Source organism: Rahnella sp. P4_A8 (assembly GCF_056402435.1).
The window spans coordinates 123948-147886 of the sequence record NZ_JBFUHK010000003.1; the positions used below are offsets into that span (position 1 = coordinate 123948).

Consider the following 23939-nt stretch of genomic DNA (forward strand, 5'->3'; position numbering starts at 1 on the left):
TGTTCAGCAGGGATAAGCGATCGCACCGGTTTCATCATGCTGAATCCACCGGTGCCGGTCAGTTACGGACGGACTAAATCGTCGCCGTAACCAATCCATTTGTAGGTCGTCAGGGCTTCTAATCCCATCGGACCGCGGGCGTGCAGTTTTTGTGTGCTGACTGCCACTTCTGCGCCTAAACCGAATTGTCCGCCGTCGGTGAAACGGGTGCTGGCGTTGACGTAAACCGCAGAGGAATCCACTTCACGCACGAACCTGTCCGCGCTGCTGATGGAACGGGTAAGGATCGCATCGGAATGCTCGGTGCCGTAGGTGCGGATATGCGCCACGGCGGCGTCCAGATCGGCCACTACCGTCACGTTCAGATCCAGCGACAGCCATTCATCCGAATAATCTTCTTCGGTCACCGCCAGCACCTTCGCCGGGCCGTTTTGCAGATACGGCATCGCAGATTCGCTGGCGTGTAACGTAACGCCTGCGCGGTGCATTTTGTCGCTCAGTTCCGGCAGGAAGCGGGCGGCAATCGCCTGATGCACCAGCACGGTTTCCAGGCTGTTACAGGCGCTCGGGCGCTGTACTTTCGCGCTTTCCAGCACGGTCAGCGCTTTGTCGAAATCGACGCTTTCATCCACAAACGTATGGCAAACGCCGATACCGCCGGTGATCACCGGGATGGTGGATTGTTCGCGGCAAAGTTTATGCAGCGCCGCGCCACCGCGTGGGATCAGCATATCGACGTATTTATCCAGACGCAGCAGTTCCGCCACCAGTGCGCGATCCGGACTGTCGATGGCCTGAACGGCGGCTTTAGGCAGTCCGCATTCCTCCAGCGCCATCTGAATGACGTTAACCGTCGCCTGATTGGTGTGGTGCGTTTCTTTACCGCCGCGCAGGATAACGGCATTGCCGGTTTTCAGGCACAGGCTGGCGACATCGATAGTGACGTTCGGGCGCGCTTCATAAATCACGCCGATCACGCCGAGCGGTACACGGCGGCGTTCGAGACGCAAACCGCTGTCCTGCTGTGAACCATCAATCACCTGCCCGACCGGATCGCTCAGACGGCAGACATCACGCACGTCGCTGGCAATCGCCGAAAGACGCGCGGGGGTCAGCAGCAGGCGGTCCAGTAATGCCTCGCTCATGCCGCTTTCGCGGGCAGCAGCCATGTCGAGTTCGTTAGCAAGAATAATGCTCTGGCTGTTGGCCTCAAGCATGTCGGCCATCAGCATCAGCGCACGATTTTTCTGCGCGGTGCTGAGGGTGGAAAGCTGCCAGGACGCGGCTTTCGCGGCCTTGCCCATCTCGTTAAGCATCTGTGGCTCCTTAACTGACAATCATGTCGTCACGGTGAACGGCAACCGGGCCGTATTCGTAACCGAGAATTTCACTGATCTGCTGAGAGTGATGACCGGCAATCATGCGCATCGCATCGCTGTTATAGCGGCTGACACCGTGCGCGAGGTCGCGTCCGTTCAGGTTGCGGATGCGGATCACTTCGCCACGCGAGAAATCGCCTTTCACTTCGCGGATCCCTTTTGGCAGCAGCGAACTGCCGCGCTCCATCATGGCAGAAACCGCGCCGTCGTCGATGGTGATTTCACCGGCTGGCGGTGCACCAAAGATCCAGCGCTTACGGTTTTCCAGCGGCGTCTCCATCGCGTGAAAACGTGTGCCGACGGAAACGCCGTTAATCACATCGCCAATCACGCCCGGCAGGTTGCCCGCAGCAATAATGGTATCGACGCCCGCCCGGCACGCGACATCTGCCGCCTGCAGTTTGGTGGCCATGCCGCCGGTACCGAGACCAGAGACGCTGTCGCCCGCCACACCGCGCAGTTCATCATCAATGGTCATGACTTCGCGGATCAATTCAGCTTCAGGATTGGTCCGCGGATCTGCGGTAAACAGACCACGCTGATCGGTCAGCAACAGCAATTTATCGGCACCCGCCAGAATAGCGGCCAGTGCGGAAAGATTGTCGTTATCGCCGACTTTAATTTCAGCGGTGGCGACCGCATCGTTTTCATTAATGACCGGGACGATATGGTTATCGAGCAGCGCGTGCATGGTGTCGCGGGCATTCAGGAACCGCTCGCGGTCTTCCATGTCGGCACGCGTCAGCAGCATCTGACCAATGTGGATGCCATAAATCGAGAACAATTGCTCCCACAGCTGGATCAAACGACTTTGCCCGACGGCAGCCAGCAGTTGTTTGGAAGCAATGGTGGCGGGGAGTTCGGGGTAGCCAAGATGTTCACGCCCGGCAGCAATCGCGCCCGACGTGACAATCACAATCCGGTGCCCTGCCGCATGTTGCTGCGCGCACTGGCGGACAAGCTCAACAATGTGAGCACGGTTGAGGCGGCGCGAGCCGCCAGTGAGCACGCTGGTGCCCAGTTTTACAACCAGTGTCTGACTACCACTCATAATCGTTCCATTAGTGTGAAAAAGAAGGGCTTCTTTGTCTTTGTAACAGCAGAGAAGCGTTATGCCAAACGGCATAACGCTATAATAGCAGCATTCATGATGGGAATGGGTAGTACAGAAAGTCAGGCGGAGAGCTTCACAGGTTCTTCGCTGAAATCATCAGCAGGTTCCAGTTTGAGGGACATCTCTTCGATCATGGCATTCAGGTTTTTGTGGAACCCTTTCAATGTCGTCTCAAGCTTCTCTCGCACTTCAGCATCTTTAATGTTTTGCACTTTCCAGATGCCGTCTTTATCAAACAATCCGAAATGATAAACATAGGTAAAACGTTCGGCTTCAGCCTGCAATTCAATCCACCAGCCCCAGAATTCACGCTTTTCCGGCGCAGGCTTCACGTTCACACAGACAGCTAAACAGTCAAAGAAAAAGCGGTCGTTCTCGCATTTCCCTTCTCTGATGTACGGTCCCAGTGTACCGAAACGTTTCATTAGCCTGCTTTTAGGATGACCGCTTGGTAACGTCATAGTACAACCTCCATTGAAAGACGATCCTTTTTAGCAAAACGTTAGGAATTAGCAACTATTAAGTTAACGCATATGCTTTTGCAACCACCCACAAATTTCATGTAAAGCGCTGTCAAAATGCGCGTAAAGCGGCTCGCTGCGGATGGTCAAAAGCTTGCCGTCAGCGGAAGAATCCGCAATCAGCTTAGCTTCGCTCTTCGGACTGAATATATCGTTCTCCCAGTATGCGGCCAGGATGGGCGTCGGCGTTCTGCGTCCGAGCAATCCCTGCGTTTTCAGAGAATAACGATTAAGTTCGGTTTTCAGCGCCGAGTCGGACGCGCTCGACATGCCGATGCGGCTCGCCAGCACATCTATATACATGTCCGGCACCTGCTCCTGACATTTCGGGTCGCTCAGCAGCGTATGCACCAGCGCCCCCAGCGTGGCCACTGCCCGCACGCGGCGCGGTTCGAGATACGCCAGACGCACCGCGACGTTCGCACCAAAACGGTAACCGAGCAAACTGACGCGGCTGGCATCGACCCAGGGCACATCCGAAAGCTGCATCAGCACCTGCTGATGCAGGAAGCTGGTGTCCTGCGTCAGTTTCCACTTCGATGAAAAACCGATCGACGGCATGTCGATGGTCAGCATCGCGATGCCCATCGGCGCGAGATATGAACGGAACAGGCGCTGATGGTCACTCTGTAAGGTGTCGAGACCGCCACACACCAGCACCGTCGGGAACGGTGCTTTCCCTTCGGCCGGCAGGTGCAGGAAACCGGTGATAGGGGCACCGCCGGGGATCTTAAATTCCAGCTCTTTCAGTTCGTAAGGCGAATGTTCCGAGGATTTTTCAAAGGCTTTATTGGCCAGCGCTTGCGCCTGTTCCGCCAGCGTATCGCCTTTCAGATGCGGATAACCGGCGATGCTGTAAAGGTTGGCGGCTTTCAGCCAGTATTCGCTCGCCACATCCGCATCTTTTTCTTCGGCGGCTTTTTGCTGCCAGTACATCGCCTGATTTGACCATTCGTAGATCCAGTTGCCATTGCGGTAACCAATCACGGTATCGAGCAGCAACGGATCGCTGTGCTCCGCCTGGGAGACAGCAATGCGCGACAGCACTTCTTCCACTTCCAGCGGATCAACCCCGCGCCACATCCACATCAGACGGTTAATCGTGCGGTACCAGCAATGAACCGTGTCGCCTTCCAGCGCAGAATGCATCGGCGGGTGCGTATTATGGTGATGAACGCGATGAACCAGCGTTGATGTTTCCGGGTATTTGAAGGAAGGTTTAAACAGTTTTTCCGTAAGATTGGCTGGAGCCATGATGCAAGATCCTCCGTTAGCAAGCAGCAGGTCGCCCGCAGGCGATCATTTCTGGACGGGATTATAACCCGCCCACGTTGCGACAAGTGAGGGGTGAGGTCAAGCGGAAAGGATTTCAAGGCAACAAAAGCAAAACGCCCGGCAATAAGCCAGGCGTTAAATTAGAGGAATATTAACAGTGGAGGATTATTTTCCTACCAGAGGTGGCACGAATACCACGCCCATATCCCACGGCTGTTCGATCCAGGTGTTCTGCGGGATGTCGATCACATAGTCATCAACCAGCGGTGCGCCAGCCGGTTTCGCGAAGATCGTGATGAAATGCGCTTTCGGGTACATTTCGCGGATGGCTTTCGCGGTGCCGCCGGTATCCACCAGATCGTCGATCACGATGAAACCTTCACCGTCGCCTTCTGCGCGTTTCAGCACCTGCATTTCGCGCTGATTATCATGGTCGTAGCTGGAGATACATACGGTATCCACATGACGGATGCACAGCTCGCGAGCCAGCAACGCTGCCGGAACCAGGCCACCACGGCTGACTGCAATAATGCCTTTCCATTGTTCTGCCGGCAGCAGGCGTTTAGCCATAGTGCGCGCGTGGATTTGCAGCATGTCCCAGGTTACAACGTATTTTTCGCTCATAAAGGTGTCCCAGCCAGTGAATTAACGGCTTCTAAAAAAATAATGGGGGGAAAAAAGGTTGCGCGAGATTATAGTGAGTCCGGTTCACAAAAACCAGCGATTATCTGGCTTCAGCCGCCCAAAAATCCCGGAATTTATCCCCGTCCCCGCGCACAGGTTAAGATTAAGTGATATTCTGTCAGGCCACTCGCCACACAGTCTGGCGGGGATTACTTAACCTTAAACCTACAGCATCTCAGTCAGTTCCCCTGCAAACGGAGCCTGAATGAGCTGACTGTCACAGGAGACTTATAGTGTCTGAACTGTCTCAGCTTTCGCCACAACCGTTGTGGGATATTTTTGCCAAAATTTGTTCAATTCCGCACCCTTCCTATCATGAAGAAGCGCTGGCAAAACACATCGTTGAATGGGCACAGGAAAAAGGTATCCACGCTGAGCGTGATGAAGTTGGCAACATTTTGCTGCGCAAACCCGCCACCAAAGGCATGGAAAACCGCAAAGCCGTTGCACTGCAGGCTCACCTCGATATGGTGCCGCAGAAAAACAACGATACTGTTCATGATTTCACTAAAGATCCGATCCAGCCCTTCATCGAAGACGGTTGGGTAAAAGCCCGCGGCACCACGCTGGGTTCTGATAACGGTATCGGTATGGCGTCCGCGCTGGCGGTTCTGGCTGATGACAGCGTAGAACACGGCCCGCTGGAAGTGCTGCTGACCATGACCGAAGAAACCGGCATGGCAGGCGCATTCGGCCTGCAACCGAACTGGTTACAGTCTGAAATTCTGATCAACACCGATTCTGAAACCGAAGGCGAAATCTACATGGGTTGCGCTGGCGGGATTGATTTTACCGCCACACTGCCGCTGAGCCGTGAAGCGGTTCCGGCCGGTTTCAGCACGCTGAAACTGACCCTGAAAGGCCTGAAAGGTGGCCACTCCGGCGCGGAAATCCACTTAGGTCTGGGCAACGCCAGCAAACTGCTGGCACGTTTCCTGGCAGACAACGCTGATACTCTTGGTCTGCGCCTGCTCGACTTCACCGGCGGCACACTGCGTAACGCTATCCCGCGTGAAGCGATTGTCACCCTTGCTGTTGCTGCTGATAAAGCAGACGCGCTGAAAGCGGCAGCACAAGAATTCCTGGCAACGATTCAGTTCGAACTGTCAGCGGTAGAGAAGAAAATTGCCTTCGTGGTGGAATCGGCTGAAAGCAACGCGAAAGCGCTGACCGCAGAAACTCAGGGTAAATTCCTTGCCCTGCTGAACGCGACGCCAAACGGCGTGATCCGCATGAGTGATGACGTGAAAGGCGTGGTAGAAACCTCGCTGAACGTCGGTGTTGTCACCATGAAAGATGACGAAGTGGCGATCAACAGCCTGATCCGCTCGCTTATCGACAGCGGTAAAGAATATGTGGTCAGCATGCTCAATTCACTGAGTGAACTGGCTGGCGCGAAAAGTCTGGCAAAAGGCAGCTATCCTGGCTGGAAACCTGAGCCGAAGTCACCAGTGATGACGCTGGTGCGTGAAACTTACCAGACGCTGTTCAATAAAACTCCGAACATCATGGTGATCCACGCCGGTCTGGAATGCGGTCTGTTCAAAAAACCGTACCCGGACATGGACATGGTTTCCATCGGGCCAACCATCACCGGGCCACACTCGCCGGATGAGCAGGTGGAAATCGCCAGCGTCGAGCTGTACTGGAAACTGCTGACGGCCCTGCTGAAAGCGATTCCTGAACGCGGTTAATACTCGATCGGTCCCCTAAATCATTCGGGCTGTATCAAGGCGGCAACTGAGTAAATCCCCGGGAGCATACACAAGTATGTGACCGGGGTTTGCGAAGGCAGCCAACGCAGAGACAGTTTGAAGGATGACGGGGATTATTCCCAGGGAAGCAGAAGCTGCCGCTCGATCTGCGGATCCTGCAACGTCACATGCAATCCCACCAGCCTGACTCCCCTTCCGCCACGCCTCTGTTCCCAGGCTTCATGCGCGACCTTCAGCAGATCTTCTTTATTCAGCACCGGCCAGACGTGTTCCTGCGTGGTCTGCTGGAAATCATGGAATTTGAGTTTTACGCCCTGCCTCGCGATGCGCAGATCCGGGCTGACACGGCTTAAACGTGTTTGCAGTTCAGGATACAAACGTTCGATCAGCGACACGCATTCTTCCCAGCTGTGGATATCTTCTGCCAGTGTGCGTTCAACGCCGACCGATTTACGTAACCGCTCGGGGGAAATTTCACGTTCATCGATACCCTGACAGCGTTCCCACAGCACACGGCCAAATTTGCCAAAGCGTTTAAGCAGTTTCGCCAGATCGTAACGCTGCACATCGCCGCAGGTGATCAGCCCCTGCTCCTGCAAACGCTGAGCGGTGACTTTACCGACGCCGGGGATTTTACTCAGCGGAAGATCCTGTAAAAACGCCCCGACTTTTTCCGGCGTGATCACAAACTGACCGTTGGGCTTGTTCAGATCCGAGGCGATTTTTGCCAGAAATTTGATCGGCGCGATACCCGCAGATGCCGTCAGATTGATCTCATCGAAAATGGCCTGACGGATTTCAGCAGCGATAAGCGTTGCAGAGCCGTTGCATTGCGTCGCGTGGGAAACATCCAGATAAGCTTCATCGAGTGACAGCGGTTCGATCAATGGCGTATAACGCGCAAAGATTTCGCGGATATGGTTTGACGCTTCTTTATAGGCCTCCATTCGGCCGGGGATCACTTTCAGGTGCGGGCAAAGTTTCAGTGCCATGCCGGTGGGCATCGCGCTGTGCACGCCGAATTTGCGGGCAGGATAATTAGCGGTGCTGATAACACCACGGCGGTCACGACTGCCGCCAATGGCAATAGGAATGTCGCGCAGGGAAGGATCATCGCGCATTTCGACCGCAGCGAAAAAGCAGTCCATATCCACATGAATGATTTTACGCATAACCCTCCCCCTCAATAACTGTATAAGTATACAGTTGAATGCAGGGATGTCCAACATAGAAAATGAGGGTTAGTTTGACTTAATTAATCACCATTAATGGCAACGTAATAATTTTCCTATTCCTAAAGTCATTATTCATTATTTGGTGATTGCTAAAAATTTAATCAGTATTAATATGACAGCGTTTCCGACAGACAGTACATAAGAAGAAAATCAGTGGCGGTCTTACAGGCAGTTGAGCTGTAGACAAAATAATCAAAATTATTACCGAGCAGGACTTAGAATGATCAGAATCGCGCTGTTTCTTGCGATGCTCCTCAGTTTGCCTTTATTTACAGCAAATTACGCCGTGGCCAGCGATGCTGTCCCGGTCAACGCGGCACTAAAAAAACAATTATTGGGTGCACCTGTTTATATCCAGATCTTCAAACAGGAACGTAAACTCGAATTGTATGCTCAGCTCGACGGCGAATTTCGTCTGATCGGCAGTTATGGCATCTGCGATTTTTCCGGCGGTTTGGGAAATAAACGTCGCGAAGGCGATTTCAAAAGCCCGGAAGGTTTCTACAACGTGGATATTCACCACCTGAAACCCGACAGCCGCTTTTATCGCGCCATCAACATCGGTTTCCCCAATGCTTATGATATCTCGCAGGGTTATTCAGGTAAGTATCTGATGATCCACGGTAACTGTAAGTCTATTGGTTGCTACGCCATGACCGACGGCTATATGGACGAAATATTCACCTACGTACAGGCGGCATTCCAGTTCGGGCAACGCAATTTAAAAATTAGCATTTACCCGTTCAGGATGACCGATGCCAACATGAAGGCGCATAAAAACTCCAGCTATTACAGTTTCTGGAACCAGTTACAGCCGGGATATGCGTACTTTGAGAAACACCATCAGCCACCAAATGTCGTGGTCACTGACGGTAGATATGAAGTGCTACAACCGTTGTCCAACACCCCGCTGCCTTCACAGCTGGCGTTCGCCCCGATGAAATAATGCGAATTCACCTGGAGCAATTTTGTTCCAGGTTTCGTTCGCCGTCAGCGGTTGCGTGGCAATCACGGTGACGACATCATCCGGTGTCGTCTGCTGCTGAAAATCAATTTCCACATCCTGATCCAACAACGTTGCCTTGCCGAAAGGCGCACGCCGCGTGATCCAGTGCAAATTCGTCGAGCAATAGGCCATCACGAAATTGCCATCCGACAGCAACATGTTAAACACCCCTTTCTGCCGTAATTCATCAGCCAGCGACGCAATATAGCGAAACACCGGCGGCCAGCTTGCAGGGCGGCGCGGATAGCGTTGGGTGAGTTTGTGCAGTAACCAGCAGAAGGCGTATTCGCTGTCGGTCTGGCCCACCGGACGCAGCGTACCGGTATCGAGCTGACGATAACCACGAAGCTGACCGTTGTGCGCATAAGTCCAGTTGCGTCCCCACAGTTCGCGGGTAAACGGATGAGTATTTTCCAGCGCGACTTCACCACGGTTTGCCTGACGGATATGAGAAATCACCGCGCAGGATTTGATCGGATATTCCTGAACAAGGCGGGCAATGGGCGAATTAAAGCTTGGCGTCGGATCTTTAAAAGTACGACAGCCATTCCCTTCATAAAAGGTGATGCCCCAGCCGTCTTTATGCGGGCCGGTCCCGCCACCACGCTGCACTAATCCACTGAAACTGAAACAAATATCAGTAGGAACGTTAGCGCTCATCCCGAGCAATTCGCACATCACCAGCCTCCTTTACGGCAAAAGGCTTATGCCTTTGCCATCTCTTTTTCGATCAGAAGAATCAAAATATGAATGACTTTGATGTGGATTTCCTGCACGCGGTCAGCGAAACCAAAGTGCGGAACGCGGATTTCCACATCGGCTGAACCGTCCATTTTCCCGCCATCTTTACCGGTCAGGGTGATAACTTTCATGCCTTTAGCGCGTGCGGCTTCGATGGCTTTGATCACGTTACCGGAATTACCGGAAGTGGAAATGCCCAGCAGCACGTCGCCCTTCTGGCCTACGGCTTCCAGATAACGGGAAAAGATGTATTCGTAACCGAAATCGTTGCCGACGCAAGAGATGTGGCTGACGTCAGAAATCGCAATTGCCGGATAGCCCGGACGGTTTTCACGATAGCGGCCTGTCAGTTCTTCGGCGAAATGCATGGCATCGCAGTGTGAACCCCCGTTACCACAGGAAATCACTTTCCCACCCGCTTTGAATGAATCGGCCAGCAGCACCGCTGCACGTTGAATAGACTCAATATTTGCCGGATCGCTGATGAATTTATTCAGCGTGTCAGCAGCTTCGTTCAGTTCAGTACGGATAATATCCTGGTACATAGCAGCCTCTTTTATGTCCATTTGCAGCCGGTTTCAGCACGGCCGATAGCAATAAAACGTTCCGCTGTGCAGTTTAACGGAAAGCCGAAACAGCGAGAAGCCATGAAGCGGTAATGATTCCGATAGTTTCTGTTTTTGACGCTTCGTGCGGCCGGTTTGTGAGCTGCGTTGTAATTAGTATGTAAACACATTGATAAAGAAATGGGCATGAACTAAAACCATTATATCCCTACAACAGGTCAGACCTCCTACTACTCAGGAGCTTTACTATGATGGTTCTTAGCATTGTTGCATTTATCGTGATCCTTGGTGCGTTGTTCTATCACAAGGTCAATCTCGCCCTGAGCAGCCTGATTTTACTGGCGTTTACGGCGGTTATGGGTACCATTAATCTGTGGACACTTTGGCTGTTATTGCCGCTGGCGATCATTCTCCTGCCCTTCAATATCCCTGTCATGCGCCGTTCATTGTTCTCCGGCCCGGCGCTTCGCACCTTCCGTAAAGTGATGCCCGCAATGTCGCGCACGGAAAAAGAAGCGATTGAAGCAGGCACCACCTGGTGGGAAGGTGACCTGTTTGGTGGCAAGCCAGACTGGAAGAAATTGCAGGATTATCCTGAGCAGCAACTGACAGAGGAAGAGCAGCGCTTTATTGACGGGCCGGTTGAAGAAGCCTGCCGTATGGCGAATGACTTCCAGATCACCCATGAACTGGCTGATTTGCCGCCGGAACTGTGGGCGTATCTGAAAGAACACCGCTTCTTCGCGATGATCATTAAGAAAGAGTACGGCGGTCTGGAATTCTCGGCTTATGCGCAGGCGCGTGTGCTGCAAAAACTGGCCGGTGTGTCAGGCATTCTGGCGATCACCGTCGGTGTGCCGAACTCCCTCGGGCCAGGCGAATTACTGCAACATTACGGCACCACGGAGCAGAAAGATCACTATCTGCCGCGTCTGGCCGAAGGTCTGGAAATTCCCTGTTTCGCCCTGACCAGCCCGGAAGCGGGTTCTGATGCCGGTGCCATCCCGGACTTTGGTATCGTGTGTAAAGGCCAGTGGCAGGGTAAGGAAGTGCTTGGCATGCGCCTGACCTGGAACAAGCGTTACATCACGCTGGCACCTATCGCCACCGTGCTGGGCCTGGCGTTTAAACTGAAAGATCCCGATCACCTGCTCGGCAACGAAACGGATCTGGGCATTACCTGTGCGCTGATCCCAACCGACACCGCCGGTGTTGAAATTGGTCACCGCCACTTCCCGCTGAACGTGCCATTCCAGAACGGTCCGACACGCGGCAGCGATATTTTTGTACCGATCGATTACATCATTGGCGGCCCGAAAATGGCCGGTCAGGGCTGGCGTATGCTGGTGGAATGTCTGTCTGTCGGCCGTGGCATCACGCTGCCGTCTAACTCTACCGGCAGCCTGAAATCTCTGGCGCTGGCGACCGGGGCTTATGCCTATATCCGCCGTCAGTTCAAACTGCCTATCGGTAAAATGGAAGGTATCGAAGAACCGCTGGCGCGCATTGCCGGTAACGCTTACGTGATGGATGCCGCCGCAACGCTTATCACGAACGGCATTATGCTGGGTGAAAAACCAGCGGTGCTGTCCGCTATCGTGAAATACCACTGTACTCACCGTGGCCAGCGCGCCGTGATGGATGCGATGGATATCACCGGTGGTAAAGGCATTATGCTCGGCAGCAGCAACTTCGTGGCCCGCGCTTATCAGGGTGCGCCGATTGCGATTACCGTGGAAGGTGCCAACATTCTCACCCGCAGCATGATCATCTTTGGTCAGGGTGCGATCCGCTGTCATCCTTATGTTCTTCGTGAAATGGCGGCGGCGGAGAAAAACGATCTGGTTGATTTTGACCGTGCGCTGTTCGGGCATATCGGCCACGTCGGCAGTAACAAAATGCGCAGCTTCTGGCTCGGTCTGACTAACGGCCGCACCAGTGATACGCCGGTCAATGATAAAACCGCCCGTTATTACCAGCACATCAACCGTCTGAGCGCTAATCTGGCATTGCTGGCTGATGTGTCGATGGGCGTGCTCGGCGGCAGCCTGAAACGTCGCGAACGCATTTCCGCCCGCCTCGGTGATATCCTCAGCCAGATGTATCTGGCGACGGCGACGCTGAAACGTTATGACGAAGAAGGCTGTCACGAAGCGGATTTACCGCTGGTACACTGGGGCGTGCAGGATTGTCTGCATCAGGCCGAAGTCGCTATCGACGATCTCCTGCGTAACTTCCCGAACCGTTTTGTGGCTGGCGTAATGCGCCTGGTGATTTTCCCGTTGGGCCGTTCGCACTCCGCACCGTCTGATCGTCTGGATCACCAACTGGCGCGTATTCTGCAGGTGCCTTCAGCGACACGCAGCCGCATCGGTCGTGGTCAGTATCTGACACCAAGCGAGCACAACCCGGTTGGTCTGCTGGAAGAAGCCTTGCAGGATATTCTGGCCGCTGAGCCGGTTCACAAACGTCTGTGCGAAGCGATGGGCAAAAAATTGCCGTTCACCCGTCTGGATATTCTGGCGCAAAAAGGTCTGGATGCCGGTCATCTGAGCGCCGACGATGCGCGTATCCTGAGCCGTGCGGAAGAAAGCCGTCTGCGTTCAATCAACGTCGATGAGTTTGAACCTGACGCACTGGCCGCACAAAAACCAGAAGCGGAGAAAGACAGCGTAAAAAAGGCTGAGGCGAAACCCCGCCACACCGAAGCTGCCTGATTTAACTGTTAATCCATAAAAAAACCTGAGTGTTTACGCACTCAGGCTTTTATTATTTATGAAGACACATACATATTACCCTAAATAGTTCGTGTTGCAGAAAGGCGGTAAGCTCACTCACCCTGGGAGTGCAGCCAACGCATCTGTGACGCGAAATATGACGGGTAATCAGAAGTAGTATTTAAAGCGTACCCGCGCCCCATACCGCTCATCGCTGTCATCATCGCCGCTGTAGGTTTTATCTGCTTCCAGCATGGAGACATAAGCGCCCAGATACACGTTGAAGTTTTCCATATCCATCACGTTCGGGATCAGGTAACTGGCGTGAACGGTATGAATGTCGTAGCTGCCCGGTTCATCAAACCAGTCATCGTCGTAATCGGATGCGCGGACGCCATTGATGCTGAAGTCTTCGATTTTGTTGTGCGCATAGATGTAGCCCAGCTCGAAGCGTTTCCATAAGGCATTGGCACCGACGGTGAAGTCTTTTTCATCCGATGCATCCATATAGGCCGTGCTCAGGTTAGCCACCACGCCGTTCTCAGGGTCAGCTTTCTGCCCGTCCCAGGTCATGGTCATGCCATAACCATTACGTTTGGACTGATCAACGAATTCGCCATTTTCACCGGTGTAGCCGTACGCATTGTTCACCACGTTGGTTTCCATTGCGGCGGCCACAGAGAACGCATCCCCTTTCCAGGCAATGACCGGACGCAGGTACGCGACGTTTTTATCATTCTCAAGTTGGTTGCCGTGGTAGTTTTGCTCAGCAAACAGTGAGGTGCCGTTTTCCAGCAGGGTGTTCAGCTCGAAATACCAGTTGCCGATATTCTTATTCAGCATGATGTTGCCGCCGCTGTCACTGCGACCGCGCCCTTCTTTCATCATGTAGACATAACCGTAGCCGTCGGCGTACAGATCATTGGCGGTATTCCCGGAGTATTCAACGAAGGTGTCCTGATTAAGCGGGAACATATCGTAAGCTTCGAAGCGACCGATTTTTGCCATCCAGTTTTTTTCTTCACCGAAGAAGAAAGCGGCATCATCAAGATTCATTGAACCGTTCAGGTCAGCCGTTGGCTGCACAGAGAAACCGGAGAACTGACCATTATCATTTCGACGATAACCATCAAGACCGATTAATAACCGTCCGTTAACATCCCAACGCTCATTATTCCCCGGTTTCCAGTTTTTATTGTCACTGGTTCTAACGGAGGTTAATTGCCCGCTGCGGCTGGCACCGTCAACGTTAAATTCCACATCACCGTACAGTTTTAAATTATCGAATCCATTAAGTGTTAATAATTTGTCTTCCGATATGCCATCCTTTTTAACTTCTACCGGACTGGCTTCTTTCACGCGGGCAATTTCCTGCTCGCGCTTAATATCCTGATGCTTCAACTGCTGGATTTGTTTTTCGGCAGTTTCAGCCCGTGTTTCCGCCTGCTGAAGACGCTGCTCAAGCTGTGCCATACGGGCTTCAAGGCTGCTTCCAGACGTGGCGGCAACCGCAGAACCCGAAATGGCGAATCCTACGAATAAGGCCAATAGTTTAATTTTTGTCATAATAAGATATCCTTTTCACTATAAAAATTACCCGCTGCCAGTCAATTAACAGCGGTGTTTTATTTTTTGAAATAGTGCCCTGAGGTATTACGGCGAAGGATGAAGATAGTTTCCGAATTAATATGCTGTCAAAAATAAACTAGAGAAACGTGATGTGGGAAGTAAAATAACGAAATTTCGTCATTACAGAGTAAATAAACGTAAAGCGGGAGCCTTTTAAAAAAGGCTCCCGCTTATTATTCACTATTAAAGTATTCAGTATATAAATATTTATTTCATGAATACTTTATATTCAGCTTTTTTTAGGACGCACTTTCGCCGTCAGCCCTTTCAGGAAATAACGCATCACCTGATCGCCGCACGGACGATAATTTTTGTGGCCTTCTTTGCGGAAGAATGCGCTCAGTTCACCTTCAGACACTTTGAAATCAGCCGCCGTCAGTACAGAAATCATGTCTTCGGTTTTCAGCTCAAACGCCACACGCAGTTTTTTCAGCATGATGTTATTGGTCAGGCGTTTTTCCACTTCCGGTGCCGGGAAGCGATCGTCTTTACCGCGTTTGAAGGTAATCAGGCCATTGAGGAAGTTCGCCATCACTTCGTCAGGCACTTCCATGTAACCTTCTTCGTCTTCTTTTTTCAGATAACGCGACATCACGTCAGGGCTGACGGGCGTACCGGTGGTTTTAAGGATCTCGATCAGCTGGCCTTCGCTTAAATCCAACATGTAGCGCACGCTGCGTAAGACATGGTTATGCATCATAATTCTGTATTCCTGTTAAAAGTAAACCGAGGAAATGCCACCGGGTTTACCCCTACGCACCTCGAAGGCGGGCATTATACAAGAAACTTACAGGATTAGCTGAACTGACGTATCCGCGCAATAAGTGACTCCACATCGCCGATTTGTTGTGCAGTGAGGATCAGTTTTTGCCCAAGGCTCAGCGCATGGCGCTGGCAGTCGGCGCGCATCGCATCATCTTTAATGGTATCGAGATCAGCAACATGTGCCAGGCCGATGGTGCGACGGATTAACTCCGCGCCGCAGTAACCGACGGCATCGTGCCAGACTTCCTGCAAAAAGAGTCCGGCATAGCCGGTTTCCGCCAGCGTCGGATCCTGAGATTTATCCCGCGCCAGTTGCAGGAAACGCTCTGAGAAACTCATCCACAGTTCACGCACATCTTTCAGGCGCTGCTCGCGGCCGTCCGCCGCCTCGCGCACACCCAGCAGCCCCGGCAGACCACAATAGTTCAGCAACAGGTTGCCGATAGCAGAACCGGGATCAAAGCCCATCGGGCCGTAATAACCGAACTCCGCGTCAATGGCTTTCAGTTTGCCTTCAGCAACAAAAATCGAACCACTGTGAATATCACCGTGCAACAGCGCTTCGGCCTTGCTCAGGAAACGATGTTTGAGCGCGGCCACAGCCAGACGCAGCGGTTTGTCCTGACGCAGTGCATCCACCGCCGGCTGCAATACCGGCTCAAAATTATTGCGCTCATGGTCAACATACGGATCGGTGAAGAACAGATCTTCGGTGATCTGACACAATTCAGGGTTGGTAAAACGCGAGACTTCGGCTTTTTTGGCCTGCGCGTTCTGGAAGAAATCCGAGGTATGGAACAACGTCTGCGCCAGATATTCTCCCAGTTGGGCTGCCGCCTGCGGGTAATGTTTCCCCAGTACCAGTTCACTGCGCCAGATCTGATGATCCGATAAATCTTCCTGCACCATCACCGCCAGTTCAGCGTCGTGATGCAACACATTAACCGTGTGCTGCGGACAATACTGGCCGTGGATAATCAGGGTTTCGGCTTCAATGCGCGCACGATCTAACGTCAGCGGCCAGGATTCCCCCACACACCGCACGTACGGCAGCGCCTGTTTGACAATCACCCGGCTTTTCCCCGCAGTATCGCGGATCTTAAACACCAGGTTCAGGTTTCCGTCACCGATTTCATCGGCCGTGACAAGAGATTGCGGATCCGCCACGCCACCAAACTGACGGGCATATTCAACGGCATCGTTGGCGGTAAATGTGTAGTAGCGTGACATCCTGACCTCTCGAATTCTTTTTTTAGCCTTTAAAGCGTTTAGACGTCTATACATCCGTGAAGCATGTTGGCAGAATAAGTGAACAGATGCAACCGGGCAACAAGGATTTAACTAACAATGCAAAGCCTCACAACCACCAGTTTACGTATTCGTGAAAACCAGCTGTGGATCCTCGACCAGCAAGCTCTGCCGCAACGTTCAGACTGGCGCGAATGCCGTGATGTCAGCGAACTGGTGGATCACATCCGCACCCTGCGCGTACGCGGTGCGCCGCTGATTGGTTTGTCCGCCAGTCTGTTGCTGGCGCTGCTGGCCGAGCAGGGAATGGCGCAGGATGAATTGCATCAGGCTCTGGAGACATTGCGTGCCTCGCGCCCGACCGCAGTGAATCTGATGAACAATCTCGACCGTATGAAGGCCGCGTTGCAACAAGCTGATTACGTGAAAGCGCTGGTGGAAGAAGCATTGCGGCTGGTGGATGAAGATCAGACATTGTGCGACAGCATTGCCACTCACGGCGCAAAACTGGTCACGCCCGGCAGCCGTCTGCTCACCCACTGCAACACCGGCGGCCTGGCAACAGCGGGCGTCGGCACGGCCATCGGCGTGATCCGTCGTGCCCATGAACAGGGCAATGTAGAACAGGTTTGGGTGGATGAAACCCGTCCGTTGTTGCAAGGGGGGCGCCTGACCGCGTGGGAACTAGGCGAGCTGGGCATTCCTTATCAGCTGATTTGTGATTCGATGGCCGCCAGCCTGATGGCGCAAAAACGCGTTGATGCCATCTGGGTCGGCGCTGACCGCATTGCTGCGAATGGCGATGTCGCCAACAAAATCGGCACTTACAACCTGGCGGTGCTGGCGAAATATCACGGTATTCCGTTCTATGTTGCCGCGCCGCATACCACCCATGACCCGCACTGCCCGAACGGTGCCGCCATCCCTATCGAACAGCGCGCGGCAAATGAAGTGACCGGCGTTTCCGGCAGCTTTGGTTCCGTACAATGGGCGCCGCTCGGTGCGCAGGTTTATAACCCGGCGTTTGATGTCACACCGGCGGAGTTGATCAGCGGATGGGTGCTGGATGTGGGGGTGGTGACGCCGGAGCAGGTACGGGATGGTGTGTTTGCGAAGGCGTTGAAGTAATCTTTTCTCCTCCCGGCAAACTGTGGCGAACAACTCGGTTTTACTCCTCCCCCTGCGAAGGGGGAGGCTGGGAGGGGGTTTTAAGGGCTAACACCTCAGTTAAAGCACACTTCAACATCTTGATTTTGCTTTAAAACCCCACCCCAACCCTCCCCTTCGCAGGGGAGGGAGTCAAAGCTTACTCCCCCATCCGCGGATACGCATCCGCAATCTTATCGCCGGTGAAATGCGCCACCCAGCCTTCCGGATTATCGAATACACGGATCGCGGTAAATGACGGGGATCCGCCCATGTCAAACCAGTGGCGGGTATTAGCCGGTACGGAAATCAGATCGTTTTTCTCGCACAGGATCTGAAAAATCTTGCCGTTCAGATGCAGGCAAAACAGCCCCGCGCCTTCGACGAAGAAACGCACTTCGTCTTCGCCATGTGTATGTTCAGAGAGAAATTTGGTGCGCAGCACCTCACGCTGTTCGTTGTCCGGGCGCATGCTGATCACATCCCAGCTCTGATAGCCCTTCTCTTCGACCAGTTTGTCGATTTCATGCTGATAGGCGGCAATCACGTCCTGCGGCTGCGGGTTCTCGCCTAAATCACGGTCAGCCTGCCAGCGTTCGAAACGCACATCAATTTTGCTCAGCTCAGCAGCGATCGCGTCCCCGTCACGGCTTTCCCACAACGGTGCGGAAGGGTCCTGGTCACTAAAAATCGTTAATGCACTCATGGTCAACCCTCTTATAAGAATGTTTCTAAGGCTATCTGATCAAAACGATTAACTTGCAGGTGATCGCTGAGTTCGTCCGCGTCATCGCGGATCAGCTGACAGGTATGCCAGCCCGCTAAGCGCGCGGCATCCAGCTCCTGACGGATGTCCGATAAAAACAGTAAATCCTGCGGCGGCAGGATCAGTTGCTCAGCGATGTTCTGATAAGACTCGGTTTCACGCTTAGCACCGACGCGGGTATCGAAATATCCGCTGAACAGCGAGGTTAAATCACCGGCATCGCTGTAACCAAACAGCAGCTTTTGCGCGTCCACCGACCCCGAGGAATACACACAAAGTTGCAGACCTTCAGCTTTCCACGCTTCCAGCTGCGGTGCGACGTCAGCATACAGATGTCCGCGAAAATCGCCGTTTTCATAGCCGGTACGCCAGATGATGCCCTGCAACACTTTCAGCGACGTCGATTTCACGTCGTTATCCATGTAAGTAAAGAGTTGTTCAATCAGCGCCTCGACGCTGGCCTGTGGCCGGTCGATTTCTGCGCGTAAGGCATCCAGTGCCGCCGCAACGTCCGGCTGTTCATGCTCATGGCGCAGGAATTCAGCAAGACGCTGACGGGCATACGGGAACAACACCTGATGCACAAAACGGATATCCGTGGTGGTACCTTCAATATCAGTCACAATGGCGCGGATCATTTAGCCTCCAGCAGGCGACGTTGCAGTTCACACTGGAATAAAAATTCCAGCCCTTCCAGATGGCGGCGCGCTTCGGCCACATCCCGTCCCCAGCAGGTCAGCCCGTGCCCGCGCAGCAGAAAACCATACTGCAACGGCGCGTGCTCCGCTGATGCGATGATCTTCTGCGCCAGCGCGGGAATATCCTGACTGTTGTCGAAAATCGGGATCACCACCTGATCAAGGTGCGAGGTCTGGCCGCTGAGCGATTTCTGCATCTCATAGCCTTCCAGCACCAGCGCATCACTGCGTTCTACCCGCGATAACACTGTCGAATTGACCGAATGGGTATGCAGCACCGCGCCTGTTTCAGGATAGCGGGAATACAGCATGGTGTGCAGCCCGGTTTCCGCAGAAGGACGACGTCCGCTGGGCGCAAGGCCGCTTTCCAGTTCCACCAGCAGGAAATCGTCTGCGGTGAGTGATCCTTTGTCTTTTCCCGATTCGGTGATCAGGCAATGAGCATCGCCTTCGCGGACGGACATATTGCCGCCCGTTGCCGGGCTCCAGCCCTTCTGACCAATCCAGTGACAGGCTGCCAGCAGCGCGCCCAGTTGCAAATTCTCTGTCATCGTATTCCTGAAAAGCTGTGCGTTGAGGGACGGAGTTCGGAATGAAATTGACGCTTTTTACCGCGATATATTCAATGTGTTGCGGCTTAGATCGAATTGGCATTTAGCCATCTAAGCGTCTCGATTGCCAAATATTAACATCGTGTTATATTGTGAGCAACATCGCTATTTGCACACCTGACGCCTGTCAGGTCAACGGTCCAGGAGTATTGACCCGCCATGAGCACAGCAGCATTGATCCCCGAAAGTAAACTTCCTGCATTAGGCACCACGATTTTCACCCAAATGAGTGCGCTGGCGCAGAAACACAATGCCATTAACCTGTCGCAGGGGTTTCCTGATTTCGACGGCCCGCAATATCTGAGGGATCGTCTGGCGTATCACGTCAGTCAGGGCGCGAACCAGTACGCCCCGATGACCGGCACGGCGCAGCTACGTGAAGCGATTGCCACCAAAACTGAACAGATTTACGGCTATGCACCGGACGCCAACACCGACATCACCATCACGGCGGGCGCGACAGAATCGCTGTATATCGCCATCACCGCGCTGGTGTCGAAAGGCGACGAAGTGATTGCTTTCGACCCGAGCTATGACTGTTACGCCCCGGCGGTAGAACTGGCAGGCGGCGTGATGAAACGCATTCAGTTGCAGCCACCGGAATTCAAAGTGAACTGGGCGGAATTCGCCGATCAGATTACCGACCGCACAAAGCTTGTGATCATCAACACGCCGCACAACCCGTCGGCTACCGTCTGGAGCCACAGCGACGTCGGGCAGCTTTGGCAGATCATTGCGGATAAACACATTTTCGTGCTGAGCGATGAAGTGTACGAGCACATTTGTTTTGCGCCGGAAGGTCACGCCAGCGTGCTGCGACATCCGCAGCTGCGTCAGCGCGCCATTGCCGTATCGTCGTTCGGCAAGACTTACCACATGACCGGCTGGCGCGTGGGATATTGCATCGCACCGGCGGTTATCAGCGCCGAACTGCGCAAGGTGCACCAGTATCTGACCTTCTCCGTCACCACGCCGGTTCAGCTGGCGCTGGCGGATATGCTGCGTGAAGCGCCGGAACACTGGCAGGAATTACCGGCCTTTTATCAGGCCAAGCGCGACCGTCTGGCGCAAGGGCTGGCGAACAGCCGCCTGAAAGTTTTACCGAGCCAGGGCACCTATTTTCTGCTGGTCGATTACAGCGAGGTTTCCGGTTTAGACGATGTTGCATTCTGCCACTGGCTGACTGAACATGTGGGTGTGGCGGCCATTCCGATGTCGGTCTTCTGCGCCGCGCCTTTCCCACATAAACTGATCCGGCTGTGCTTCGCCAAACAGGAAGCCACGCTGGACGCTGCTTCGGAGCGCCTGTGTCAACTTTAAAACTGTCCGTATTGCAACAGCCGCTGGTGTGGCTGGATGGCGAGGCGAACCTCGCACATTTCGACGGCCTGCTCAGTGCGCTGACCGGCCGCGACCTGATTGTTCTTCCTGAAATGTTTACCACCGGTTTCGCCATGCAGGCACCGGGCAGTGCGCTGCCTGAATCGCGTGTCGTGCAATGGCTGCAACAGTGGGCGAAACAACTCGGGGCGATGATTGGCGGCAGTGTGGCGTTAAGCACCACGGAAGGCGCCGTAAACCGTTTCCTGCTGGTTGAACCGCAGGGCAAGGTGCATTTTTACGATAAACGTCACCTGTTCCGCATGGCCGGTGAGCACAATTATTATGTGCCGGGCAAACGCCGTGAAATCGTCGAATGGCGCGGCTGGCGCATTCTGCCGCAAGTCTGTTATGACCTGCGTTTTCCGGTGTATTCACGCAACCGGCAGGATTATGACCTGGCGCTTTACGTCGCCAACTGGCCTGCCCCGCGCAGCCGCCACTGGCAGACGCTGCTCGCCGCCCGGGCGATTGAAAATCAGGCTTATGTCGCCGGATGCAACCGCGTCGGCACCGATGACAACGGCCACTACTACAGCGGTGACAGCCTGATTATTAATCCGCAGGGGGAAGAGCTGGCGCGTGCTGAGCCGGGTTCGGCAATGATTATCGACGCAGAGTTGTCGCTGGAAGCGTTACAGGATTACCGCGAAACCTTCCCCGCCTGGCGCGATGCCGATACCTATTTGTTACATGACTAAAAAAATGCCCCGGACTTTTCAGCCGGGGCATTTTTAATTCCTGCCTGTCTGTTTAGTTCCCACCAATAAAGTCCATTTTACCGATGTTCACGCCCAGATGGCGCAGAATATTGTAGGCGGTGGTGATGTGGAAATAGAAGTTCGGCACGGCAAACACGGTAACATAGCTGTGCGCAGTAAATTTCATTTCACGATTTCTGCCTTTCACCACGATCTCACGGGATTCATCGCCTTCCAGCTGTTGTGCATCCACACTTTCGATAAAACGCAGCGTTTTGGCGATGCGCTCCTGCAACTGGGCGAATGTCACTTCATTGTCTTCCATTGCAGGCGCGGCGATACCGGCCAGACGGGCAATTGCGCCTTTCGACATATCACTGGTGATTTGCACCTGTCGCGCCAGTGGATACATATCTTCTGCCAGACGGGTATTCAGGACTTCTTCTTCTGATTTTCCGTTTTCCTTTGCCCATGCCGCGCCTTTTTCCAGCAAGGCTGAAAGATTTTGTAAACCACGAACAAATTGTGCCGCCGTACTGCCATAAAGCGATGCTGACATGATGCTTCCTTAATGAATGATGGGTTAGAACAACTGGCGCTACCTTAGCGCGTTATGGTCTGAACAGCGCGCCGTTTTATAGCAATGAAGTGTGACGAAAAATCCGCTTTGCGAGCTGCCCCTGTCTTTTTGTCAGCGCATGTAAAAACATCCCGGTGTGGATCACTTCTTGCATTCAATACCCCCGCAAAAACATCTGACAGAGGATCACTGATGACTATCACCTTTATTGCCCACTCCACGCCCGAACCTGCGTTGTACGGCGCGATGGCAGCGATACTTGCTGAGCTACGCGCTTTGCCGCTGTGTCACTTTCCCGTCAGCCATGATGCGCAACGTTACCCGAATGCCCGCCAGCACGTGACGGCGCAAGGGCATGCACTGACCAGCGGACTGCTGTGGCTTGAGCGCCTGACCGGGCGCGGTGCGGGTGAAGAATCCGGTGTTGAATCCCTGATTTATCGGGCACTTAAAGAAGATATCGTCGTACCGTTGCGTGAACCGTTATCCGCAGAACTGGCAGTGCAAATCGCGGAACAGGGTATTGAAATTGAATCATTAACCGTGGTGCGTAATCAGGATAAATTCCAGCTGGAAGACGGCATCACCGGCAAAATTCGCAGCAACGGCTGGGGGCGTGATGCCTTTGGCCGCTGGGCATTAGGCCCGGTTTCACAACCGGTCATGCGGGCAGGAAAAACCCTGCGCGTGGCACTGGTCGGGGATTTTACCGAGCAGCGTGACAGTTATCCGGCGATGCTGGCTGCACTGGGAGACGCCGCCGATGCACTGGCAATGAACATTGATGTGATCTATGTGCCATCGACGTTACTGGGCAGCCAGCTTGATTGCACGCTGTTTGAGGTTGACGGCATTATGTTGCCGGGCGCGACACTCACCCGCAGCGACACGCAGGCCGGACAACTGGCGACCGCCACCTGGGCTCTGGAAAACCAGACGCCGGTATTAGGGATTAATCAGGGTATGCATCAGATGATCACTGCGCTGGGGCAGAAAGTGCTCGGGCAGGAACGCGTGGTGATGCACGGGCCGTCGACGCTCGGCAGCCTGCAAACCGCGTTGCCACTGGCCGAGCACGTGCAGCCGCGTGTGGGGAATCATCCGGTCATTACCCGCAACGGCAGCCTGCTGGCCAATAAAACGGGGGATGAATTTATGCTGCGCTACAACCAGCGCCGCTATCTGAATCCGCATTTGCTGGCTGAGCTGGAAAACGCCGGGCTGATCGTTTCAGGGTATGACGAAAGTGGCGAACAGGCGCAGGCAATTGAGCTGAACAATCATCCGTTCTTTCTCGGCGTGCAGGGACAACCGGAACTGATGTCGCGCCGTGAACGCCCGAACCCGCTGCTGATGGCGTTCCTGCAACAGGTCCGTCAGGGCAACCGTGACCGCGATGTCAGCCACGCCGCGCTGACCCAAAGCGTGCGGCTTAAACATCCGCACCTGCTGATGGGCTGAC

22 protein-coding genes are annotated in these 23939 nt (G+C 53.8%); 7 read left to right on the forward strand and 15 right to left on the reverse strand.

Annotation, left to right across the window (positions count from 1 at the left end; translation table 11 throughout):
* Positions 1-62: 62 nt before the first annotated feature.
* The 5 genes from proA to gpt all read right to left on the reverse strand — a co-directional run bounded on the left by proA (position 63) and on the right by gpt (position 4913).
* Positions 63-1316: a glutamate-5-semialdehyde dehydrogenase gene (proA, locus tag AC1DUO_RS02980; protein ID WP_013574292.1), complete on the reverse strand. Its 1254-nt coding sequence runs from the start codon at positions 1314-1316 to the stop codon at positions 63-65.
* A 10-nt stretch (positions 1317-1326) separates the two neighbouring features.
* The gene (gene proB / locus AC1DUO_RS02985) at positions 1327-2430 is read right to left on the reverse strand and encodes a glutamate 5-kinase (protein ID WP_013574291.1); all 1104 of its coding nucleotides are present in this window, start codon (positions 2428-2430) and stop codon (positions 1327-1329) included.
* Positions 2431-2552: 122 nt separating this feature from the next.
* Complete coding sequence (gene crl, locus AC1DUO_RS02990; protein WP_013574290.1) at positions 2553-2954, reverse strand: sigma factor-binding protein Crl; 402 nt, start codon at positions 2952-2954, stop codon at positions 2553-2555.
* A gap of 63 nt (positions 2955-3017) precedes the next feature.
* Complete coding sequence (frsA, locus tag AC1DUO_RS02995) at positions 3018-4268, reverse strand: esterase FrsA (protein WP_013574289.1); 1251 nt, start codon at positions 4266-4268, stop codon at positions 3018-3020.
* A gap of 186 nt (positions 4269-4454) precedes the next feature.
* Positions 4455-4913 (reverse strand): xanthine phosphoribosyltransferase, encoded by a 459-nt coding sequence (gene gpt, locus AC1DUO_RS03000; protein ID WP_013574288.1) that lies wholly within the window; start codon positions 4911-4913, stop codon positions 4455-4457.
* Between the two features lie 293 nt (positions 4914-5206).
* On the opposite strand from gpt, the gene pepD reads away from it, so the two are divergent.
* Positions 5207-6667: a beta-Ala-His dipeptidase gene (gene pepD / locus AC1DUO_RS03005; RefSeq protein WP_126124653.1), complete on the forward strand. Its 1461-nt coding sequence runs from the start codon at positions 5207-5209 to the stop codon at positions 6665-6667.
* Between the two features lie 134 nt (positions 6668-6801).
* Here the strand turns inward: pepD and dinB are convergent, their stop codons facing one another.
* A complete protein-coding gene (gene dinB / locus AC1DUO_RS03010) occupies positions 6802-7860 on the reverse strand; it encodes a DNA polymerase IV (RefSeq protein WP_112151318.1) in 1059 nt (352 codons plus the stop codon).
* Positions 7861-8143: 283 nt separating this feature from the next.
* On the opposite strand from dinB, the gene dpaA reads away from it, so the two are divergent.
* Positions 8144-8869 (forward strand): peptidoglycan meso-diaminopimelic acid protein amidase, encoded by a 726-nt coding sequence (gene dpaA, locus AC1DUO_RS03015; RefSeq protein ID WP_013574285.1) that lies wholly within the window; start codon positions 8144-8146, stop codon positions 8867-8869.
* On the opposite strand, the gene AC1DUO_RS03020 is transcribed toward dpaA, so the two are convergent.
* Together AC1DUO_RS03020 and lpcA are read right to left on the reverse strand one after the other, a co-directional pair.
* On the reverse strand, positions 8840-9607 hold the full coding sequence (locus tag AC1DUO_RS03020; RefSeq protein ID WP_015696178.1) for a class II glutamine amidotransferase: 768 nt from the start codon (positions 9605-9607) through the stop codon (positions 8840-8842). The genes dpaA and AC1DUO_RS03020 overlap by 30 nt on opposite strands.
* A gap of 26 nt (positions 9608-9633) precedes the next feature.
* Complete coding sequence (lpcA, locus tag AC1DUO_RS03025; RefSeq protein ID WP_013574283.1) at positions 9634-10215, reverse strand: D-sedoheptulose 7-phosphate isomerase; 582 nt, start codon at positions 10213-10215, stop codon at positions 9634-9636.
* 269 nt (positions 10216-10484) lie between these two features.
* Between lpcA and fadE the strand changes: the two genes are divergently transcribed.
* On the forward strand, positions 10485-12953 hold the full coding sequence (gene fadE, locus AC1DUO_RS03030) for an acyl-CoA dehydrogenase FadE (protein ID WP_449632199.1): 2469 nt from the start codon (positions 10485-10487) through the stop codon (positions 12951-12953).
* Positions 12954-13121: 168 nt separating this feature from the next.
* On the opposite strand, the gene AC1DUO_RS03035 is transcribed toward fadE, so the two are convergent.
* From AC1DUO_RS03035 to mtnK, 3 genes are all read right to left on the reverse strand, one after another.
* Positions 13122-14519, reverse strand: a complete 1398-nt coding sequence (locus tag AC1DUO_RS03035; protein WP_015689451.1) for a carbohydrate porin — start codon at positions 14517-14519, stop codon at positions 13122-13124.
* 292 nt (positions 14520-14811) lie between these two features.
* Positions 14812-15282: a YehS family protein gene (locus tag AC1DUO_RS03040; protein ID WP_013574280.1), complete on the reverse strand. Its 471-nt coding sequence runs from the start codon at positions 15280-15282 to the stop codon at positions 14812-14814.
* Between the two features lie 95 nt (positions 15283-15377).
* The gene (mtnK, locus tag AC1DUO_RS03045; RefSeq protein ID WP_112151322.1) at positions 15378-16577 is read right to left on the reverse strand and encodes an S-methyl-5-thioribose kinase; all 1200 of its coding nucleotides are present in this window, start codon (positions 16575-16577) and stop codon (positions 15378-15380) included.
* Positions 16578-16694: 117 nt separating this feature from the next.
* Here mtnK and mtnA point away from each other — a divergent pair, with 117 nt between their 5' ends.
* Entirely contained in the window at positions 16695-17723 is a 1029-nt protein-coding gene (gene mtnA / locus AC1DUO_RS03050) for an S-methyl-5-thioribose-1-phosphate isomerase (protein ID WP_217147217.1), read from the forward strand.
* Positions 17724-17901: 178 nt separating this feature from the next.
* Here the strand turns inward: mtnA and AC1DUO_RS03055 are convergent, their stop codons facing one another.
* The 3 genes from AC1DUO_RS03055 to AC1DUO_RS03065 are packed head-to-tail and all read right to left on the reverse strand — an operon-like array spanning position 17902 to position 19756.
* Positions 17902-18447, reverse strand: coding sequence for a 1,2-dihydroxy-3-keto-5-methylthiopentene dioxygenase (locus AC1DUO_RS03055; RefSeq protein WP_013574277.1), 546 nt, complete (start codon positions 18445-18447; stop codon positions 17902-17904).
* A gap of 11 nt (positions 18448-18458) precedes the next feature.
* Entirely contained in the window at positions 18459-19145 is a 687-nt protein-coding gene (mtnC, locus tag AC1DUO_RS03060; protein WP_013574276.1) for an acireductone synthase, read from the reverse strand.
* Positions 19142-19756: a methylthioribulose 1-phosphate dehydratase gene (locus AC1DUO_RS03065; protein ID WP_126124649.1), complete on the reverse strand. Its 615-nt coding sequence runs from the start codon at positions 19754-19756 to the stop codon at positions 19142-19144. Before AC1DUO_RS03065 ends, mtnC begins: the two co-directional genes overlap by 4 nt.
* Before the next feature lie 219 nt (positions 19757-19975).
* On the opposite strand from AC1DUO_RS03065, the gene AC1DUO_RS03070 reads away from it, so the two are divergent.
* Positions 19976-21136: a pyridoxal phosphate-dependent aminotransferase gene (locus tag AC1DUO_RS03070; RefSeq protein ID WP_013574274.1), complete on the forward strand. Its 1161-nt coding sequence runs from the start codon at positions 19976-19978 to the stop codon at positions 21134-21136.
* A complete protein-coding gene (locus AC1DUO_RS03075; protein ID WP_037036529.1) occupies positions 21124-21897 on the forward strand; it encodes an amidohydrolase in 774 nt (257 codons plus the stop codon). The genes AC1DUO_RS03070 and AC1DUO_RS03075 overlap by 13 nt, the downstream gene beginning before the upstream one ends.
* A gap of 52 nt (positions 21898-21949) precedes the next feature.
* Here AC1DUO_RS03075 and AC1DUO_RS03080 read toward each other — a convergent pair whose 3' ends face one another.
* Complete coding sequence (locus AC1DUO_RS03080) at positions 21950-22456, reverse strand: DUF1993 domain-containing protein (RefSeq protein ID WP_013574272.1); 507 nt, start codon at positions 22454-22456, stop codon at positions 21950-21952.
* Positions 22457-22669: 213 nt separating this feature from the next.
* Between AC1DUO_RS03080 and AC1DUO_RS03085 the strand changes: the two genes are divergently transcribed.
* On the forward strand, positions 22670-23938 hold the full coding sequence (locus AC1DUO_RS03085) for a glutamine amidotransferase-related protein (protein ID WP_477986466.1): 1269 nt from the start codon (positions 22670-22672) through the stop codon (positions 23936-23938).
* Position 23939 lies beyond the last annotated feature (1 nt).

Excerpts from the sequence above, each read along its gene's own strand:
- proB (WP_013574291.1), bottom strand. The coding sequence starts at position 2,430 with ATGAGTGGTAGTCAGACACTGGTTGTAAAACTGGGCACCAGCGTGCTC.
- mtnK (WP_112151322.1), bottom strand. The coding sequence starts at position 16,577 with ATGTCACGCTACTACACATTTACCGCCAACGATGCCGTTGAATATGCC.
- AC1DUO_RS03085 (WP_477986466.1), top strand. The coding sequence starts at position 22,670 with ATGACTATCACCTTTATTGCCCACTCCACGCCCGAACCTGCGTTGTAC.
- dinB (WP_112151318.1), bottom strand. The coding sequence starts at position 7,860 with ATGCGTAAAATCATTCATGTGGATATGGACTGCTTTTTCGCTGCGGTC.
- mtnA (WP_217147217.1), top strand. The coding sequence starts at position 16,695 with ATGCAAAGCCTCACAACCACCAGTTTACGTATTCGTGAAAACCAGCTG.
- AC1DUO_RS03070 (WP_013574274.1), top strand. The coding sequence starts at position 19,976 with ATGAGCACAGCAGCATTGATCCCCGAAAGTAAACTTCCTGCATTAGGC.
- AC1DUO_RS03020 (WP_015696178.1), bottom strand. The coding sequence starts at position 9,607 with ATGTGCGAATTGCTCGGGATGAGCGCTAACGTTCCTACTGATATTTGT.
- frsA (WP_013574289.1), bottom strand. The coding sequence starts at position 4,268 with ATGGCTCCAGCCAATCTTACGGAAAAACTGTTTAAACCTTCCTTCAAA.
- mtnC (WP_013574276.1), bottom strand. The coding sequence starts at position 19,145 with ATGATCCGCGCCATTGTGACTGATATTGAAGGTACCACCACGGATATC.
- AC1DUO_RS03055 (WP_013574277.1), bottom strand. The coding sequence starts at position 18,447 with ATGAGTGCATTAACGATTTTTAGTGACCAGGACCCTTCCGCACCGTTG.
- gpt (WP_013574288.1), bottom strand. The coding sequence starts at position 4,913 with ATGAGCGAAAAATACGTTGTAACCTGGGACATGCTGCAAATCCACGCG.
- AC1DUO_RS03065 (WP_126124649.1), bottom strand. The coding sequence starts at position 19,756 with ATGACAGAGAATTTGCAACTGGGCGCGCTGCTGGCAGCCTGTCACTGG.
- fadE (WP_449632199.1), top strand. The coding sequence starts at position 10,485 with ATGATGGTTCTTAGCATTGTTGCATTTATCGTGATCCTTGGTGCGTTG.
- AC1DUO_RS03080 (WP_013574272.1), bottom strand. The coding sequence starts at position 22,456 with ATGTCAGCATCGCTTTATGGCAGTACGGCGGCACAATTTGTTCGTGGT.
- crl (WP_013574290.1), bottom strand. The coding sequence starts at position 2,954 with ATGACGTTACCAAGCGGTCATCCTAAAAGCAGGCTAATGAAACGTTTC.
- AC1DUO_RS03035 (WP_015689451.1), bottom strand. The coding sequence starts at position 14,519 with ATGACAAAAATTAAACTATTGGCCTTATTCGTAGGATTCGCCATTTCG.
- dpaA (WP_013574285.1), top strand. The coding sequence starts at position 8,144 with ATGATCAGAATCGCGCTGTTTCTTGCGATGCTCCTCAGTTTGCCTTTA.
- proA (WP_013574292.1), bottom strand. The coding sequence starts at position 1,316 with ATGCTTAACGAGATGGGCAAGGCCGCGAAAGCCGCGTCCTGGCAGCTT.
- lpcA (WP_013574283.1), bottom strand. The coding sequence starts at position 10,215 with ATGTACCAGGATATTATCCGTACTGAACTGAACGAAGCTGCTGACACG.
- AC1DUO_RS03040 (WP_013574280.1), bottom strand. The coding sequence starts at position 15,282 with ATGATGCATAACCATGTCTTACGCAGCGTGCGCTACATGTTGGATTTA.